The organism is Kribbella sp. VKM Ac-2568 (assembly GCF_004345365.1).
Classification (GTDB): Bacteria; Actinomycetota; Actinomycetes; order Propionibacteriales; family Kribbellaceae; genus Kribbella; species Kribbella orskensis.
The window spans coordinates 59682-75677 of record NZ_SLVF01000019.1 but is presented as its reverse complement, the minus strand read 5'-3'; the positions used below and the strand labels follow the sequence as shown (position 1 = coordinate 75677).

15 protein-coding genes are annotated in these 15996 nt (G+C 69.2%); 5 read left to right on the top strand and 10 right to left on the bottom strand.

What is annotated here, in order from left to right; genetic code table 11:
• Positions 1-4: 4 nt before the first annotated feature.
• Entirely contained in the window at positions 5-913 is a 909-nt protein-coding gene (locus tag EV648_RS38705; protein ID WP_132300830.1) for a cyclase family protein, read from the bottom strand.
• Positions 914-963: 50 nt separating this feature from the next.
• On the opposite strand from EV648_RS38705, the gene EV648_RS38700 reads away from it, so the two are divergent.
• Together EV648_RS38700 and EV648_RS38695 are read left to right on the top strand one after the other, a co-directional pair.
• Positions 964-1860 (top strand): S9 family peptidase, encoded by an 897-nt coding sequence (locus tag EV648_RS38700; RefSeq protein WP_132300828.1) that lies wholly within the window; start codon positions 964-966, stop codon positions 1858-1860.
• A 9-nt stretch (positions 1861-1869) separates the two neighbouring features.
• Complete coding sequence (locus tag EV648_RS38695) at positions 1870-2343, top strand: pyridoxamine 5'-phosphate oxidase family protein (protein ID WP_132300826.1); 474 nt, start codon at positions 1870-1872, stop codon at positions 2341-2343.
• A gap of 441 nt (positions 2344-2784) precedes the next feature.
• Here EV648_RS38695 and EV648_RS38690 read toward each other — a convergent pair whose 3' ends face one another.
• Complete coding sequence (locus EV648_RS38690; RefSeq protein ID WP_132300824.1) at positions 2785-3486, bottom strand: isocitrate lyase/phosphoenolpyruvate mutase family protein; 702 nt, start codon at positions 3484-3486, stop codon at positions 2785-2787.
• Between the two features lie 5 nt (positions 3487-3491).
• Positions 3492-3956, bottom strand: coding sequence for a carboxymuconolactone decarboxylase family protein (locus tag EV648_RS38685; protein WP_132300822.1), 465 nt, complete (start codon positions 3954-3956; stop codon positions 3492-3494).
• A gap of 47 nt (positions 3957-4003) precedes the next feature.
• Here EV648_RS38685 and EV648_RS38680 point away from each other — a divergent pair, with 47 nt between their 5' ends.
• On the top strand, positions 4004-5506 hold the full coding sequence (locus EV648_RS38680; protein WP_132300820.1) for a PLP-dependent aminotransferase family protein: 1503 nt from the start codon (positions 4004-4006) through the stop codon (positions 5504-5506).
• Here the strand turns inward: EV648_RS38680 and mmuM are convergent.
• The 4 genes from mmuM to EV648_RS38660 are packed head-to-tail and all read right to left on the bottom strand — an operon-like array spanning position 5483 to position 9180.
• On the bottom strand, positions 5483-6370 hold the full coding sequence (gene mmuM, locus EV648_RS38675; RefSeq protein WP_132300818.1) for a homocysteine S-methyltransferase: 888 nt from the start codon (positions 6368-6370) through the stop codon (positions 5483-5485). The two genes, EV648_RS38680 and mmuM, sit on opposite strands and share 24 nt — an antisense overlap.
• A gap of 5 nt (positions 6371-6375) precedes the next feature.
• Entirely contained in the window at positions 6376-7302 is a 927-nt protein-coding gene (locus tag EV648_RS38670) for an FAD-dependent oxidoreductase (protein WP_132300816.1), read from the bottom strand.
• A gap of 25 nt (positions 7303-7327) precedes the next feature.
• A complete protein-coding gene (locus EV648_RS38665; RefSeq protein WP_132300814.1) occupies positions 7328-8059 on the bottom strand; it encodes a FadR/GntR family transcriptional regulator in 732 nt (243 codons plus the stop codon).
• On the bottom strand, positions 8056-9180 hold the full coding sequence (locus EV648_RS38660) for a mandelate racemase/muconate lactonizing enzyme family protein (protein ID WP_132300812.1): 1125 nt from the start codon (positions 9178-9180) through the stop codon (positions 8056-8058). The genes EV648_RS38665 and EV648_RS38660 overlap by 4 nt, the downstream gene beginning before the upstream one ends.
• A 203-nt stretch (positions 9181-9383) precedes the next feature.
• On the opposite strand from EV648_RS38660, the gene glsA reads away from it, so the two are divergent.
• Positions 9384-10793, top strand: coding sequence for a glutaminase A (glsA, locus tag EV648_RS38655; RefSeq protein ID WP_132300810.1), 1410 nt, complete (start codon positions 9384-9386; stop codon positions 10791-10793).
• A gap of 96 nt (positions 10794-10889) precedes the next feature.
• Here the strand turns inward: glsA and glmS are convergent, their stop codons facing one another.
• Positions 10890-12710 carry a glutamine--fructose-6-phosphate transaminase (isomerizing) gene (gene glmS, locus EV648_RS38650; RefSeq protein ID WP_132300808.1) on the bottom strand — a complete coding sequence of 607 codons (1821 nt, stop codon included), beginning with the start codon at positions 12708-12710 and terminating at the stop codon, positions 10890-10892.
• Between the two features lie 73 nt (positions 12711-12783).
• On the bottom strand, positions 12784-13062 hold the full coding sequence (locus EV648_RS38645; RefSeq protein ID WP_132300960.1) for a hypothetical protein: 279 nt from the start codon (positions 13060-13062) through the stop codon (positions 12784-12786).
• Between the two features lie 260 nt (positions 13063-13322).
• On the opposite strand from EV648_RS38645, the gene EV648_RS38640 reads away from it, so the two are divergent.
• Positions 13323-15197 carry a M4 family metallopeptidase gene (locus tag EV648_RS38640; RefSeq protein ID WP_132300806.1) on the top strand — a complete coding sequence of 625 codons (1875 nt, stop codon included), beginning with the start codon at positions 13323-13325 and terminating at the stop codon, positions 15195-15197.
• A 123-nt stretch (positions 15198-15320) separates the two neighbouring features.
• Here the strand turns inward: EV648_RS38640 and nucS are convergent, their stop codons facing one another.
• Positions 15321-15980: an endonuclease NucS gene (gene nucS / locus EV648_RS38635; protein ID WP_132300804.1), complete on the bottom strand. Its 660-nt coding sequence runs from the start codon at positions 15978-15980 to the stop codon at positions 15321-15323.
• Positions 15981-15996: the final 16 nt, after the last annotated feature.

Here is a 15996-nt window from a genome sequence, read left to right as displayed (position 1 = left end):
AGTTTCAGCGGATCGTGGCGAAGGCCCGGACCGGGAAGGTGCCGAGACCCTCGATCCGGGGAGCGGTGGCGGTGAAGGTGGCGCCGAGGGGCGGGATCTGTGCCAGATTGGTCAGATGTTCGACGATCGCGACACCCGCGCCGAGCAGCAGGGTGTGCGCCGGACGCGTGCCGTCGGTCATGTCGTCGATGTTGGCCGCGTCGATCCCGACCAGTACCGCGCCGCGCTCGATCAGCCACTCGGCGCCGTCCCGGGTGAGGAAGTGCGCGTCCTCGACGTACTGCGGGGTGCCGAAGCGCGCGTCGTCCCCGGTATGCAGCAGCACCGCCTTTCCCTCGACCTCGTACGGCGTGAGCGTGCCGGCGTCGATCGCGAGTCGGCCGCTGTCCTCCACCCGCACGACGACCGCCGGCAGGTCGATGGTTCTCTCGAGCGTGTAGCCGGTGAGGTCGTGCCCGTCGCGATACCGGTGGAACGGGCTGTCCAGGTAGGTGCCGGTATTCGTCACCATCGAGATCCGACCGATGTCGAACTCGGTCCCCGGCGCGTAGATCTCCCGCGATGCCTCCCTGGTCAGGTGTTTGCCGAGCTCCGGCCCCGGGAGGTTCGGCAGCGTCACCATCCTGTCCCGGATCACGTGACTCAGTTCCACGTACTCCGGCCGCCCGCCGCTCGGCGTACCGGCGGCGGCCGGGCCCCCGCGCGTGCCCTTGTGGGCGGCCTCGACGATCTCCAGGTTGTCGAGCACGACGTCACCGGCCATCAACAGCCCGAGCGAGTCGAGGAACAACGTGCCGACCTCTCCGGGCGTGACGTCCGCCGACGGGACGTCGACGAAGAAGCCCTGCGCCTGCAGACCGCCTCCGTTGGTGAACGTGACTGTCGCGTCGAACCGCGCGCGGTAGGTGCTCATGGTCATCATCCTCACGCATCCCGGCCGGCTCCGGCGCCGAATGTCCGCTCATGATCACTCGTCGCGCCCTGCTCTCCGCCGCCGGTCTGACCGGCCTCGGCGGGCTGGCCGGGCTCGGGCCGGCCGGGCTGACCGGGTGCAGCAGCGGGGACGAGGGCACCGCGCCCGAGGCGTCGAAGCCGGGCGAACCGGTCGACGTGCGGTACGGCGACGACGAGTCGCAGGTGGCGGAGCTTCATTGGCCGGCGGGGGATGGCAAGGTGCCGGTCGCGGTGGTGATTCATGGCGGGTTGTGGATGAGCGGGTATGGGATGGAACTGGCGACACCGCTCGCGAAGGACCTGGCCACGGTGGGGATCGCGGGGTACGCGATCGAGTACCGGCGGATGGGGAACGGCGGCGGGTGGCCCGCGACCTTCGAGGATGTCGCCGCGGCCATCGATGCTCTGAAGGATCACCCTCGGGCTGATCTCGACAAGGTTGTCGCGGTCGGGCACTCCACAGGAGGTCACCTGGTCGTGTGGGCCGCGAGTCGCCCGGGCCTTCCTGCGGGAGCCCCGGGCGCGTCGCCGCGCGTAGTACTGGCCGGTGCGGTGTCGCAGGCCGGCGTACTGGATCTGGTGAACGCCTACAACGTCCAGCTTGGCGGGGATGCGATCGCATCGTTCGTCGGTGCGACGCCTGAGGAGGATCCGGCGCGGTACGAGCTGGCGTCGCCGTACGAGCGATTGCCGTTGAAGGTGCCGGTCGCCTTGGTGCACGGGACTCGGGACGGGCAGGTGCCGATCGACCAGAGCCGCCGGTACCGCGCGGCCGCCGCGAAGGCCGGGGACGAGGTGAAGCTGACGGAACTGCCGCACGTCGGCCACTTCGAGCTGATCGACCCGCATGACCAGGCATGGTTGACCTGCCGGGCGGAGACGAAACGGCTGCTCGGACTGACCTGAGGAGGAGTCATGCCGGACCGCGTCGAGACCGCCCGCCAGTTGATCACGGACAACCTGTACATGGCCTTGGGGACGGCGGACGAGAGCGGTACTCCGTGGGTCAGTCCGGTTTTCTTCACACCGCATGAGTTCACGGACTTCTACTGGGTCTCCTCGCCCGACACCCAGCACTCGCGCAACATCGCCGGGCGGCCCGAGGTGAGCATCGCGATCTTCGATACGCACGCCGTCGTAGGGACTGCCCAGGCCGTCTACTGCAAGGCCACCGCTCAGCTGGTGCCCGACGAGGACCTGGAGGCAGGCGCCGCCATCTACAACAGCAAACTCCCGGACACGCGAGCTTTCCCGCCCTCCGAACTGGTCGCTGCGGCGATCTTCCGCCTGTACCGCGCCACCGTGCACGAGCACTCGGTCCTCGTCCGCGGCGGCGATCCCGAACTCGGCAAAGGCCACGACTCCCGGCTGGTCATCACCTTGCCTTGAGCTCCAGGTGTAGCCGGCCAGGACGTTGGCGGCGCCCCGGATCGGTGACTGCGGTGACTGCCGTGGATGCCGGGCGGTGGTTGCGGGGCGGTGGCTGCGGGGGTGGGCGGTTGCGGGCGGAGGGGATGGGGCGGTTGCGGGGGGTGGGGACACCTAGCCGGGCCCTCGGACACGTCATTTCTTGTCCGAGTCCCGGATGGTGTTCAGACCCACTACCTGCGCTCGGCCGAGGCGGGACTTGGGTGGGCATGGCCGAGCCGGCACCTGGGTGGGCATGGTGGTGGGTCGGGTCGGACATCCGGCACCCACCCACCACGCCCGACCCGCTGGCGCTCCGCCTGGCGACTCCGGGCCTGTGCACTATCGGCGAGGTGCTGAGTGGTGGCCGTCCGCTACCCCGCCCCACTCCGGCCAGAAGACCAATGTCCTGGCCGAGTGCGGCTAGGTGAGTTCCGGCAGGAGTTGGCGGAGGGCTTCGGTGGTGTAGGTGTGGAGGCTGGTGCCGTACGAGATCCGGGTCGCGCCGAGGGCGATCAGCTCGGCGGCGGTCGGGCCGTCCGGAAATGCGTGGGCGTTGACCGGGCCGCCGATCTCCTCGACCAGCGTCAGGAGGACCGGCAGCGGAGCGACGATCGGGTAGACGCAATCCGCACCGGCACGCCGGTAGGCCCGGCCGCGGGCGATGGCCTCCTCCAGGTTCCTGTTGAACAGGAAGGTGTCGATCCGCGCGTTGATCACCAGATCCGCTCCGGCGACCGCCCGTACTTCGGCCAGGTAGTCCGCCTGGCGCTGGACCTCGACCATCTCCCGGTCGAGCGAGTCCTCGAGGTTGCAGCCGACCGCGCCGGTCTCGAGCACCCGCTCGACGAACTCCTTCGGAGGCAGCCCGTACCCCGCTTCCAGGTCCGCGGTCACGGGTACCTCGACCGCCCGGGCGATCCGGGCGACCGCGGTGAACATTTCCGCCGGCGGAGTCAGCTGCCCGTCGTCGTACCCGATCACGCGCGCGACCGCTCCGCTGCTCGTGGCGATCGCCGGGTAGCCGGCCTCGGCGATCGCTCGCGCGCTGACCGGATCCCACGCGTTCGGCAGCACCAGGGGAGTAGGTCCGTGGTGCATCGCCCGGAAGGCTACGGCCGTCATGGCCGTCAGCTCGGGTTGTAGTGGCCGGGTTCCATCCGCCCGGTGACCCCGACCCGGGTCCAGGCGTTGATGGTGATGATCAGGCCGATCAGCTGGGCGAGTTCCTTCTCCTCGAAGGCGTTCGCGGCGATCTCGTACACGTCGTCCGGGACGTGGCCGACGCTGATCAGGGTGATCGCCTCGGTCAGCTCCAGCGCGGCCCGCTCCTTCTCGCTGTAGAACTTCCGGGCCTCGCGCCAGGCGCTGAGCAGGTACAGCCGCTGCTCGGAGTCGCCCTCGTGGCGGGCGTCGATGGTGTGCATGTCCAGGCAGTAGGCGCAGCCGTTCAGCTGGGACGCGCGGATCCGGACCAGGTTCACCAGGAGCGGGTCCAGTCCGGTGGTGGACTGCGCGTCCAGGGCGATCAGGGCCTGGTAGAACTCGGGCGCGTGAGTGGCGATCTTGACTCTGCGGTGGGTCGTTGTGCTCATGACAGCCACGGTAGGCGTGAATCGGCCCAGGTGTATGGTCCACTTCCATGGGAGATCCAGGGGCCAATTCCGTGCCGGCGGCTGATGCGGCAGATGCGGCAGAGGTGGTGGGGACGGGAGCCGACCTGCATCTGGACCTCGGAGCGAGGCGTGGACGAAACGACCTGATCCGGGCCCTGCACGAGTCGATCCGGAGCGGCCGCCTGGCCCCGGGCACCCGGTTGCCGTCGTCGCGATCCCTGGCGAAGGACCTCGGGATCGCCCGCAACACCGTCGCCGACGCGTACGGCCAACTCGTCGCCGAAGGCTGGCTCACCGCCCGCCAGGGCTCCGGCACCCAAGTCGCCGACCGCACCACCTTCGCCGACCGCACCACCTTCGCCAACCGCACGACCTTCGCGGACCGCACCTCCGTCGCCGACCGCGCCACGTCCGCTGACCACGGCGCCTCCACCAGCCAGTTGCCGACGGCAACCGAGTGGCGGTACAACCTGGCGCCCGGGTCGCCGGATGTGTCCACCTTTCCGCGCGGTGAATGGCTGGCGGCGGCGCGGAAGGCGTTGCCGGCGGCACCCAACGAGGCCTTCGGGTACGGCGATCCGCGCGGGCGGATCGAGCTGCGGCGGACAATCGCGGACTACCTCGCCCGGGCGCGCGGAGTACGGGCTGATCCGGAGCGCATCCTGATCTGCTCAGGTTATGTGCAGGCGCTGAATCTGCTGAGCGAGGTGCTCGCCTCGCAGGGCGCCACCACGATTGCCGTCGAGGAGTTCGGCTACGACCTGCACTGGGACGTGATCCGGTCGCGCGGCCTCGACCCGGTCCCGGTACCGGTGGACGAGAACGGAGTGCGGGCCGATCTGCTCACCGGCCAGGCCGCACTGCTGACTCCGGCGCACCAGATGCCGCTCGGGGTACCGCTCGCGCCGGACCGGCGTACGGCGGCTGTCGAGTGGGCGCGCGAGACGGGCGCGATCCTGATCGAGGACGACTACGACGGGGAGTTCCGGTACGACCGGCAGCCCGTCGGAGCCTTGCAGGCGCTGGATCCCGAGCGCGTGGCGTATACCGGCACCGCGAGCAAGAGTCTCGCGCCCGGGTTGCGTCTCGCCTGGATGGTGCTGCCGGAACACCTGATGGAGCCGGTGCTCGCCGCGAAGCGCACGGCGGATCTCCTGACGGCCACGCTGGACCAGTTGATCCTCGCCGAGTTCATAGCCGCCGGCCACTACGACCGCCATGTGCGCCGTGCCCGCCTCCACTACCGCCGCCGCCGAGACCGCCTGGTCGAACTCCTGGCAGTCCGCGCCCCCGCAGTCAAGGTGGCCGGCATCTCGGCCGGCCTCCACGTGCTGCTCGACGTGCAGGGTGAGGCGAAGGAGATGGTCGACCGTGCGGCCAGACAAGGTCTGCGGGTCGCCTCGCTCGACACCTACCGGTTCAAGTCGGACCCGTCGGCTCGCCAGGCTCTAGTGGTCGGCTACGGCACGCCGCCAGACCATTCCTACAACGGAGCCCTGGATCTTCTATGCCAAGTTCTGGGTGTCTAGAGCCCGGGCCAGTGCACTGATGTCACCCGGCCCGACTCGGCAGCAGCCACCCACATAGGTCGCGCCGGCAGCCGCCCAACCGTGGGCCAGCGTCGCACTGTCTGTCGCTCCACCGGTCCAGCGACGACCACCTGCGTCCCAGTCCTCCCCGCTGTTCGGGTAGGCGACAGCCGGCTTGCCAGTCACTGCGACCGCGGTCTCCACAGCAGCCTGCACGTCGCCCGGCGCGCAGCAGTTGACGCCGACAGCCACAACCGCCGTACTCCGGGCCGCAACGGCGAAGGCGTCCTCCAACGCCTGCCCGGCCCGAGTGCGAGCACCATCGATCGAGTAGGACAGCCAAGCCGGAAACGCCAATTCGTCCAGCAGCTCGACGAGCACCTCGGCCTCGTCGACGTCCGGGATCGTCTCGACAGCCAGCAGATCCGGCCCAGCCGCGACCAGCAACTCCAACCGGGGCAGGTGAAACTCCCGCAGAGCGGCGGCACTCAAGCCATAACGCCCGCGGTACTCCGATCCGTCAGCGAGCACCGCTCCATAGGGCCCGACAGACGCAGCCACGAGCCGCTCAACTCCATCGTCAGCCAGCGAATCCCGCACTTCACGCGCGATCACCACGCTCGCCGCGATCAGCCGCTCGGCTTCGGCGCGCGGTACGCCCGCTCGCTCGAAGCCGCCCACACTCGCCTGATAGCTCGCGGTGGTCGCAACAGCGGCCCCTGCGTCGTAGTACGAGCGATGCACGGCAGCGATCTCGCCAGGCGCATCTCTGAGTAACCGGGCCGACCAGAGGGCGTCGGACAGATCGTGGCCGCGGTCCTCGAGGGCGTTCGACATCCCGCCGTCCAGGACGACAGTCGGCATGGTGGTCAGCCGGTCTGGCGGACGAGTTCGACGACTTCGTCGGCGCAGCCCCACGAAAGGGTGACGCCGGCGCCGCCGTGGCCGTAGCAGTGGATGATGCGTTGGGCGCCGGTTTGGACGGCTTCGCAGCGGACTGCTGGCCGGGCCGGGCGGAGGCCTACCCGGTGGCGGAGGATCTTGGCCTTGCGGAGCTGGGGGACAAGGGCGACTGCGCGGGCCAGGAGTTCTTCCGCGGTCTGCGGGTTGACGGAGAGGTCCCAGCTGTCGGGCTCGTTGGTGCCGCCGATGACCACGTCGTGCTCGCGCGGGACGACATACGTGAGGTCCCTGGGGTTGCGGTCGGCGATCAGCCACTCGGTGAGCCCGGGCTGTTCGACGGTGAGGACCTGGCCGCGCACCGGGGTCACCGTCGGGTCGCCGGCGGTCAGGCGGGCGCCTAGGCCGGCGGCGTTGACGACCACATCAGCTGCGGTGGGGAGGGCCGAGAGTGCGGCCCGGGTGAGCGTCCCGCCGGCGGCCTCCAGGCGCTTCACCATGTACTGCAGGTAAACCGGCATCTCGATCACCGGCGTCGTGAACGACCAACTGTCCTTGAAACCGGGTGGCGGCGAGCCGACGCGCTTCAGGTCCGGCAGTGCGCCGGCCCAGGACGGAGTCGGGGTCGGATCGACCAAGTACTCGCGGCCCTGGCGGAGGCGGACCGAGGGCTCGGTCTCGGCGAGCTTGCTGAACTCCTCGTACGCCGCGCGCGACCACGCGGCCACCCGGTCCTCAGGCGCGGACAGAAACGGGTACCAGATCGCGGCCGCGACCGCCGAGGTCGTCTCCAGTGGCAGGTCCCGCGCGAACACGGCGACGTCGTACCCGGACTCGGCCAGCCGGACGGCACAGCTGAGCCCGATCACGCCGGCACCCACCACGATCACGCGCATCTCCGCATTCTGTCCTGGCCCGGCCTCACCCGCCAGTGGGAGCCGTTGTTGCCGAGGGCACCTGGAGACGGTGACGGGTGTTCGACAGATGGACCCGGGCGGCTGCGCGGGCACCCTCGGGGTCGGAGCGGGCGATCGCGTCGTGGATGTTCTCGTGCTCGACGATCACCCGGGTGAAGTGCGCTTGGTCGGACACCGAGTACGACTGGTCGAGCCGGGTGCGCGGCAACATGATCATCATCGGGCCGAGGGATCCCAGCAGTTCGCTGTAGAAGCGATTCCCGGAGGCGGCCGCGACCTTCAGATGGAAGGTGAAGTCCGCCTCGACCACCTTGCCCGGCGCGGTACGGCGAAAGTCGTCCAAGGCCCGGGCGATCGCCTTCAGCTGGTGCTCGGTACGCCGTGCCGCCGCGAGCCCGGCAGCCTCGACCTCGATCCCGATCCGGAAGTCGAGAAGGTCCAGCACATCGCGGTGCGAGCGGACCCGGGACGTGTCGAGTGAGAACTCGCGAGCCGGCTCCGGCAGGTCGAGAACGAACGAGCCGCGGCCCTGGAACGTCTCCACCAGACCTGCCGCCTGCAAGCGGGAGATCGCCTCGCGCACCACGGTGCGGCTGACCCCGAACTCGCTCACCAGCGAACTCTCGGTCGGCAGTTTCTGCCCGGGCTCGATCTCCCCGCCCAGGATCCGCTCCCTCAGCCGCTCGACCAACTCGTGCGCCAGCCCACGACCGGTCTCCCGATCCAGCTCGCTCATCGGATCCCGAACTCGCAGGAGTCGACGGTCCAGGCCTCGCACTGCTCGCTGGCGGTGAAGCCCAGCCCGGGCCGGTCCGGCACCAGCATCCGCCCGTCCATGGTCTCCAGCCGCTCGTTGAACAGCGGGTCGAGCCACTCGAAGTGCTCCACCCACGGCTCCCGCGGGTACGCCGCCGCCAGGTGCAGGTGGATCTCCATCGCGAAGTGCGGCGCCACCTGCAGACCGTTGTGGTCCGCCAGCGCCGCCAGCCGCAGGAACGGCGTGATTCCACCGATCCGCGGGGCATCGGGCTGCAGGATGTCCGCGGCCCGCGCGTCGATCAGCCGGACGTGCTCGGCAACGCTGGTCAGCATCTCGCCGGTCGCGATCGGTGTGTCCAGGACGGCCGCCAGGTGGGCGTGCCCTTCGGCGTCGTAGGCGTCGAGGGGTTCCTCGATCCAGACCAGGTCGAACTCCTCGAGCGCGCGGCCGACCCGGAGCGCAGTACTGCGGTCCCACTGCTGGTTGGCGTCGACCATCAGCGGGACGCCGGCGCCGAGGTGGTCGCGGATGGCCCGGACCCGGTCCAGGTCGATCCTGCTGTCCGGGTGTCCGACCTTGATCTTGATCCCGCCGATGCCGTCGGCCAGGGATTTCGAGGCGCGCTCCTTCACCTCCTCGATCGGCGCGTGCAGGAAACCACCGGAGGTGTTGTAGGTGCGCACCGAGTCGCGATAAGCGCCGAGCAGCTTGGCCAGCGGCAGGTTCGCGCGCTTGGCCTTCAGGTCCCACAGTGCGATGTCGATGGCGGCGATCGCCTGGGTGGCGACGCCGGAGCGGCCGACCGACGCGCCGGCCCAGAGCACCTTCTCGTACACGCGGCCGATGTCCGACGGGTCTTCGCCGAGCAGGTTGCTCGCGACCTCCTTCGCATGCGCGTACTGCGCCGGTCCGCCCGCCCGCTTGGAGTAGCTGAACCCGATCCCGTGCTGGTCGTCCGAGGTGGCGATCTCGGCGAACAGCAACACGATCTCGGTCATCGGCCGCTGCCGCCCGGTCAGCACCTTGGCATCGCTGACCGGGTGATCGAGGGGAAGGACGACGGAGGACAGGCGGACGTGGCGGATCCGATCGTTCATCTACTCATCATACAAATCGTCGACTTGTGTGATGACTTGCGCATCGGGTGAGTGAAGCACTGGCGGTCGCCTTGATATCTGCGTAACAACAGGGACCATCTTCGGAAACATCTGCCGGGAAGGCTGCTGTTCGGCCGACACCGTCGTCGCGCAGTGGCCGCTTCGCGCGCGCCTCATCTGGCCACCAGCGGAAGGAACCAGCGATGGAGCTGTCGGAGACGGCACGGCGCGATCTGTTCGACGCACTCGACACAGACCGGGCGAACGTGGTCTGGAAGTGGAAGTTGCTCGAGGAGCTGAAGCAGTCCGGGCTGCAGAGCGACGATCCGCGGGTCGACCGTGCCCTGACTGGAGCGCTGGGCGGAGCGCTGAGCAACGGCGCCGGCTTCGAGCCCGGACAGCCCGAGTGGCTCGACTTCGAACAGTTCTCGAGGGCCGTGCAAGAGCCGGTGATCGGGCGCGCGTTGCAGGGCGAGCTGGCGGTGTCGCCCGCGGAGTTCGCGGAACTCACCCGCGGCATCGAGCAGACCTATGCGGACCTGCTGCCGGACCGGTCCGGAGAGGTCGCGCAGTACATCCCAACGCTCCGCGATGCCGACCCGGACAAGTTCGCGATCGCGATCTGTACGGCGGACGGCCAGCTGTTCCAGATCGGCGACACCGACCTTGGGTTCAGCGTGCAGTCGACCTCGAAACCGTTCAGCTACGCGATGGCGCTGGAGCAGTTCGGCTCGGCGGAGGTGCACAAGTGGGTGGGCCAGGAGCAGAGCGGCGGAACCTTCAACGATCCCAGGCTGTCCCTGGACGCGGCCGGTAAGCCGCAGAACCCGATGATCAACGCCGGCGCGATCGCGACCCTCGCGCTGGTCAGACCCCAGCTCGAGGTGTCCGAGCGGTTCGCCCAGGTCGAGCAGACCTGGAGCCGGATGATGGGCCGCTCGCCAGGGTTCGACCACCGGACGTTTCTGGCCGAGCGGGACACCGGGCACGGCAACCGTGGTCTCGCCAACCTGATGGCGGCCAAGGAGATGCTCAATGTGGACCCGAAGGACCGGGATGCCCCCCAGAAGGCGGCCGAGTTCTACTTCGCGGTCTGTTCGCTCGAGGTCGACACCCGGGGGCTGGCCGCGGCGGGCGCCACCCTGGCCAACGGCGGCGTCGCGCCGTACACGGGTGAGCGGGTGTTCTCCCAGGAGACGGCCGGGCGGGTGCTGTCCGTGATGGGGCACAGCGGTATGTACAACGACTCGGGCGAGTTCTCCGGCCAGGTCGGGCTGCCGGCCAAGAGCGGCGTATCGGGCAACGTGATGATGGTGGTGCCGGAGAAACGGCTCGCTGTCGTGACGTTCTCGCCGAGGCTGGACGCTGCCGGGAACTCCGTGCGCGGGCGCGAGGTCTGCCGCCGGCTGGTCCAGGACTTCGGTCTGCACCCGTACGGGCAGTTGGGCGGCGAACGTGGGCGACAGAACGACGCGACAGCTGAGGCAGCCCGGCACGCCTTCGGTGGCGTCGCGAAGGCCGGCAGTGCGAGTGGTGCCATGACGACCGGCTCCCGGGCCGCTGCCACGACAGCTTCGGCCAGTCAGCGCAGTACCGGACCGGAGCTCCGATAGGCGGAGTCGCAGGCCATCACAATGCGCTTGTCCCCGCGGCGCTGAGCGTGGCGGGGACAAGCGCGTGGTCGTTGTGATGGGCCGGCGGTCCGGTGGCTACTCGACGGTGACGGACTTGGCCAGGTTGCGGGGCTTGTCGACGTCGTGGCCGAGCGCGACCGCCGCGTAGTACGCGAGGATCTGCAGCGGGATGGTGAGCAGGATCGGGTCGAGCTCCGGCTCGTTCTTCGGTACCACGATCACCGCGGCCGCGCCGGCCGGGATCTCCACGCCCGGGTGCGTGACGACGTACAGCGGGCCCGAGCGGGCGGCGATCTCGTGCAGGGCACCGATGTTCCGGTCGAGCAGCTCGTCGTCCGGGACGATGGCGACGCTCGGCACGTCCGGTGAGATCAGCGCCAGCGGGCCGTGCTTCAGCTCGGAGGTCTGGTACGCCTCGGCGTGCCGGTAGGAGATCTCCTTCAGCTTCTGGGCGCCTTCGCGGGCGACCGGGTAGCCGCGGGTCCGGCCGACGAAGAACAGGCTCTCGTGCTTGGAGAGGCGGCCGGCGATCTCGGCCAGCGACTCCTCCTGGTCGACGATCGCCTGGATCTGCGCGGGAATCTTCTTCAGGCCCTCGATCAGCCGGCGGCCGTCGGCGGGGGAGACGTCGCGGATCCGGCCGAGGTGGATGCCGAGCATCGCGAACGCGACCGCCATGTTCGTCAGCGCCTTGGTGGACGCCACCGAGACCTCGGGACCGCCGTGCAGGTAGACGCCGCCGTCGACCTCGCGGGCGATGCTGGAGCCGACCGCGTTCACCAGGCCGATCACCCGGCCACCCTTGCGCTTGAGTTCCTGGACGGCCACCAGAGTGTCCAGGGTCTCGCCGGACTGGCTGACCGCGACGTACAGGGTGTCGCGCTCGACCACCGGGTTGCGGTAGCGGAACTCCGAGGCAGGCTCGGCGTCGGCGGGGATCCGGGCGACCTCCTCGATGAACTGCGCGCCCATCTGGCCGGCGTAGTACGCCGAACCGCAGCCGAGGATCTTGACCCGCTTGATCTCACGGGCCTCGCGGGCGTCCATGTTCAGGCCGCCCAGGTGGACGGTGTGGAAGCGCTCGTCCAGACGGCCGCGGATGGCCCGGCCGACCGCGTCCGGCTGCTCGTGGATCTCCTTCATCATGAAGTGCTCGTGCAGGCCGCGCTCGTACTCGTCGGCGGTCCACTCAACCGTCTTGGCGGTCTTGGTGGTGGCCCGGGCGTCCTGGGTGAAGGTGCGGTAGCCGTCGGCGCGGACCGTGGCCAGCTCGCCGTCGTCCAGGTAGACGACCTGACGGGTGTAGCGGATCAGGGCGGCCGCGTCGGAGGCGACGTGCATCTCGCCGTCGCCGATGCCGAGGATCAGCGGGCTGCCGTTGCGGGCGACCACGATCCGGTCGGGGAAGTCCAGGTCGATCACGGCGATGCCGTAGGTGCCCTCGATCCGGCGCAGGGCGGCCATCACCTTCTCCTCGAGGGTGGCGCCCTCGGACTGCTCGATCAGGTGCGCGAGGACCTCGGTGTCGGTCTCCGAGCGCAGCTTGACGCCGGCCTCCTCCAGCTGGGCGCGCAGCGCGCCGGCGTTGTCGAAGATGCCGTTGTGCACGACGGCGATCCGCTCGTTGCCGCTGGCGTGGGGGTGCGCGTTGTCCTTGCTCGGGCCGCCGTGGGTCGCCCACCGGGTGTGGCCGATGCCGAGCTTGCCGCCGAACCGCTTCGGCAGCGAGGCCTCCAGCTCACGAACCCGGCCGGCGTCCTTGTGCACCTTCAGCTCGCTGGACCCGAGTACGGCGACACCCGCCGAGTCGTAGCCGCGGTACTCCAGTCGCGCCAGTCCGTCCACCAGGATGGGCGCGGCCGGCTTGGTGCCGACGTACCCGACGATTCCGCACATGTGTTCATGCCTTTCGGAGGTTTGTCGTGGAAAGGCCCGCCGTGCCGGCGGGCTCACGGGGGTGTTGTCGCCGTCAGCCGTAGACGATCCGTCGTAGCTGCCGGGTGGAGAGTTCGGGAGAGCGCACCGGCCAGTGCCGCAGTTCGGTGCCGAGCCGGGCGAAGATCTCGTCGTTGCGGGCACCGTAGGTCTGCAGTTCGCGGTGCCGGCGCCGGACGTACTCTTCGGTGGTCTCGGTGAAGTAGGCCAGCACGTCGGCGACCACCCGCCGCGCGTCGTCCGGCGGAAGTCCGGTCGTCCGGCTGATCTGTTCGGCGAGTTCGTCTACCGGACCTGCCGTTGCCTCACTGATCACCCGTCAACTGTGCAGTGTCTCAGGGTCCAACGCCAAGGTCTTGCCCGAAATCGGGCAAATTTCGCTGTTCTGACAGCAGATGACCAGACCGGTACCGGGCGTGAACGCTACTCCTGTCACCCGGCCCGAGTGAAATCGACGCACCCCGGTCTTGCCGGTATCCGGAGCCAGGCGTACGACTGGCCTTGTACGGGCGACTTCTCGGGGCTGGAGTTCGGCCGACCCGTCGACGTCCCTTCGACCGGGAAGGCCTTGTCATGCACCGATCAACCGTCGTGGTCGCGATCGCGGCCCTCGCATTGGTCACTGCCGGCGGCACTACCGCTACCGCCGGGCAGGCGGCCACCACTCCACTCCCAGGCGGGTCGATAGCCCTGTCCGGAGCTGATGCCCGTACCTTCGCCGTACCGCCGGGGATGGTGAAACTCTGGACCGCCGACCGGGCCGGTGGCGGTACCCAGACCCGCTACCAGCAGATGGTCGGCGCCGCCCGGGTCCTCGGCGGCCAGCTGACCGTGCTGGCCGACAAGTCGGGCCGGACCACCGCCGTGGTCGGCGCGTACTTCCCGGGCCTGAAAGCCAAGAACAGCGCCTCGGTGTCGGCCGCGGGCGCCCGCGGTATCGCGGCGAAGCGGGTCGGAGCGGCCGGCAAGTGGTCGTCCGCGCTACGGATCGATCCCAAGGACGGGCGACTCTTCCACCAGGTCGTGAGCCAGCGCGCGGATCAGCGCTGGGTGCAGTGGGTCGACGCCACCTCCGGCGCGGTCAAGAAGCAGTACGACGCGGTCGCGCACGGCGACGGGACCGGAGTGAAGGGCGACCCCAAGACGTTCTCCACCATCCGGATCGGCAGCACCTTCTTCCTGCGCTCGGCCGACGGCCGCCAGGAGACGTACGACGCCGGGAACAAGCAGGTGCAGCCCGGCACGATCATGACCGACAGCGATGACCACTGGACCTTCAACAAGCCGAAGTTCCTGTCACCCAGCCAGGCGCCGGGTGTGGACGCGCACTACTACTCGGCCGTCGTCGACGACTTCTACGCCGACGTCTTCGACCGGAACAGCCTCGACGACCAGGGCATGCCGCTGATCTCGACCGTGCACTTCGCGAACCGCTACTGCAACGCGTTCTGGAACGGCGAGCAGATGACGTACGGCGACGGCGACGGCACGAGCTGCCTGCCGCTGTCCGGCGGCCTCGACGTGGTCGGGCACGAGCTCACCCACGGCGTCACCGAGTTCACCTCGAACCTCATCTACGAGAACCAGTCCGGGGCGCTGAACGAGTCCTTCAGCGACATGATGGGCAACACGATCGAGTTCTACGCGGCCCAGAACCGCCGGGACCCGGCCGGGACGCCGGATTGGCTGATCGGCGAGGACGTCATCAAAGCACCGGACATCGCACTGGGCTTCCGGAACATGGGCGATCCGCAGGAGGACGCCGATCCGGACCACTTCAGCGAGTTCATCGTGACGACCGCGGACAACGGTGGCGTGCACTCCAACAGCGGTATCCCGAACCACGCCTACTACCTGGCCGTCAACGGCGGCAAGAACGCCGGCTGTGGCGGGAGCCTGAGCGGTCACACGCACACGGCGGACTGCGACGTCACGGTGCCGGCGCTCGGCCTGGCCCGTGCGGCGCAGGTCTTCTACGACGGCTTCACCAGCCTGCCGGAGTTCGCGAACTTCTGCGACGCCCGCAACTCCACCGTCGCGGTAGCGGGAACGAGCCAGGCCGCGGTCAGCGCCGCCTGGGCAGCAGTCGGCGTCCACTCCGGTTGCACGCCTGCCACTCCGCCGCCCCCGCCCTGCCTCAGCGACCCAGATGCCACCATCCCGTTCGGGTCGCCGCACCCGTACGGCAACAACGCGGACTGCACCTGGACCTATGACCACGGCACCGGCGGGTTCGCGTTCCACTTCAGCCTGCTCGACACGGAGAAGGACTTCGACTTCGTCATCGTGTCCGACGGCGCCGGTAACGAACTGGCCCGCTACACAGGCCAGGATCGCAACGGTGCGACCTCACCGTGCATCACCACCCCGACCGGCTCGGTCCGCCTCGTGACCGACGGATCCGTGGTGGCCCAAGGCTTCACCGTGGACGCGGTGGTCGCCTGCTGAGCACCTTTCGTCAGGTCCGGTGAGGACGGCCGACCCGCCGTCCTCACCGGAACCTGTGCAGCCACCGGTCACCGACGCTGAACCGTTCCCTGCCGACATCAGCTGTCAACGGGGTCGGGCGGGTCAGAACAGGCGCAGTACGTCGGATTCCATCCCGCGCAGGGCGTCGTAGTCGACGGTGACGCATTCCAGCCCGCGATCGGTGGCGAGGAACTGGGCCTGGGGCTTGATCAGCTGGGCGGCGAAGATGCCGCGGACCGGGGCGAGCAGCGGGTCGCGGTTCAGCAGTTCGACGTACCGGGTGAGTTGTTCCACGCCGTCGATCTCGCCGCGGCGCTTGATCTCGACGGCGACGTGCTTGCCGTCCGCGTCACGGCAGAGCAGGTCGACCGGGCCGATCGCGGTCGGGTACTCGCGCCGGACCAGGGTGAACCCCTGGCCGAACGTGTGCACGTGCTCGGCCAGCAGTTCCTGCAGGTGCGCCTCGACGCCGTCCTTGATCAGCCCGGGGTCGAGCCCGAGCTCGTACGACGAATCGCTGAGCACCTCCTCGAAGATGATCCGCAGTTCCTCGCCGGCCTTGTTGGTAACGCTCCAGACACCTTCCTCCTCCGTCAGCTTGCACGGGGGAGACATCCAGTTCAGCGGCTTGTACGACCCGCCGTCGGCGTGGATCAGCACGGACCCGTCCGCCTTCACCATCAACAGCCGCGGCGCCATCGGCAGATGGGCGGTCAACCGGCCGGAGTAGTCCACTGAGCAACGAGCAATCACCAGGCGCACGAAGAAGCACGGTAGT

Excerpts from the sequence above, each read along its gene's own strand:
- EV648_RS38705 (WP_132300830.1), bottom strand. The coding sequence starts at position 913 with ATGAGCACCTACCGCGCGCGGTTCGACGCGACAGTCACGTTCACCAAC.
- EV648_RS38680 (WP_132300820.1), top strand. The coding sequence starts at position 4,004 with ATGGGAGATCCAGGGGCCAATTCCGTGCCGGCGGCTGATGCGGCAGAT.
- EV648_RS38700 (WP_132300828.1), top strand. The coding sequence starts at position 964 with ATGATCACTCGTCGCGCCCTGCTCTCCGCCGCCGGTCTGACCGGCCTC.
- glsA (WP_132300810.1), top strand. The coding sequence starts at position 9,384 with ATGGAGCTGTCGGAGACGGCACGGCGCGATCTGTTCGACGCACTCGAC.
- EV648_RS38670 (WP_132300816.1), bottom strand. The coding sequence starts at position 7,302 with ATGCGCGTGATCGTGGTGGGTGCCGGCGTGATCGGGCTCAGCTGTGCC.
- EV648_RS38690 (WP_132300824.1), bottom strand. The coding sequence starts at position 3,486 with ATGACGGCCGTAGCCTTCCGGGCGATGCACCACGGACCTACTCCCCTG.
- mmuM (WP_132300818.1), bottom strand. The coding sequence starts at position 6,370 with ATGCCGACTGTCGTCCTGGACGGCGGGATGTCGAACGCCCTCGAGGAC.
- EV648_RS38660 (WP_132300812.1), bottom strand. The coding sequence starts at position 9,180 with ATGAACGATCGGATCCGCCACGTCCGCCTGTCCTCCGTCGTCCTTCCC.
- EV648_RS38640 (WP_132300806.1), top strand. The coding sequence starts at position 13,323 with ATGCACCGATCAACCGTCGTGGTCGCGATCGCGGCCCTCGCATTGGTC.
- glmS (WP_132300808.1), bottom strand. The coding sequence starts at position 12,710 with ATGTGCGGAATCGTCGGGTACGTCGGCACCAAGCCGGCCGCGCCCATC.
- EV648_RS38665 (WP_132300814.1), bottom strand. The coding sequence starts at position 8,059 with ATGAGCGAGCTGGATCGGGAGACCGGTCGTGGGCTGGCGCACGAGTTG.
- EV648_RS38685 (WP_132300822.1), bottom strand. The coding sequence starts at position 3,956 with ATGAGCACAACGACCCACCGCAGAGTCAAGATCGCCACTCACGCGCCC.
- EV648_RS38695 (WP_132300826.1), top strand. The coding sequence starts at position 1,870 with ATGCCGGACCGCGTCGAGACCGCCCGCCAGTTGATCACGGACAACCTG.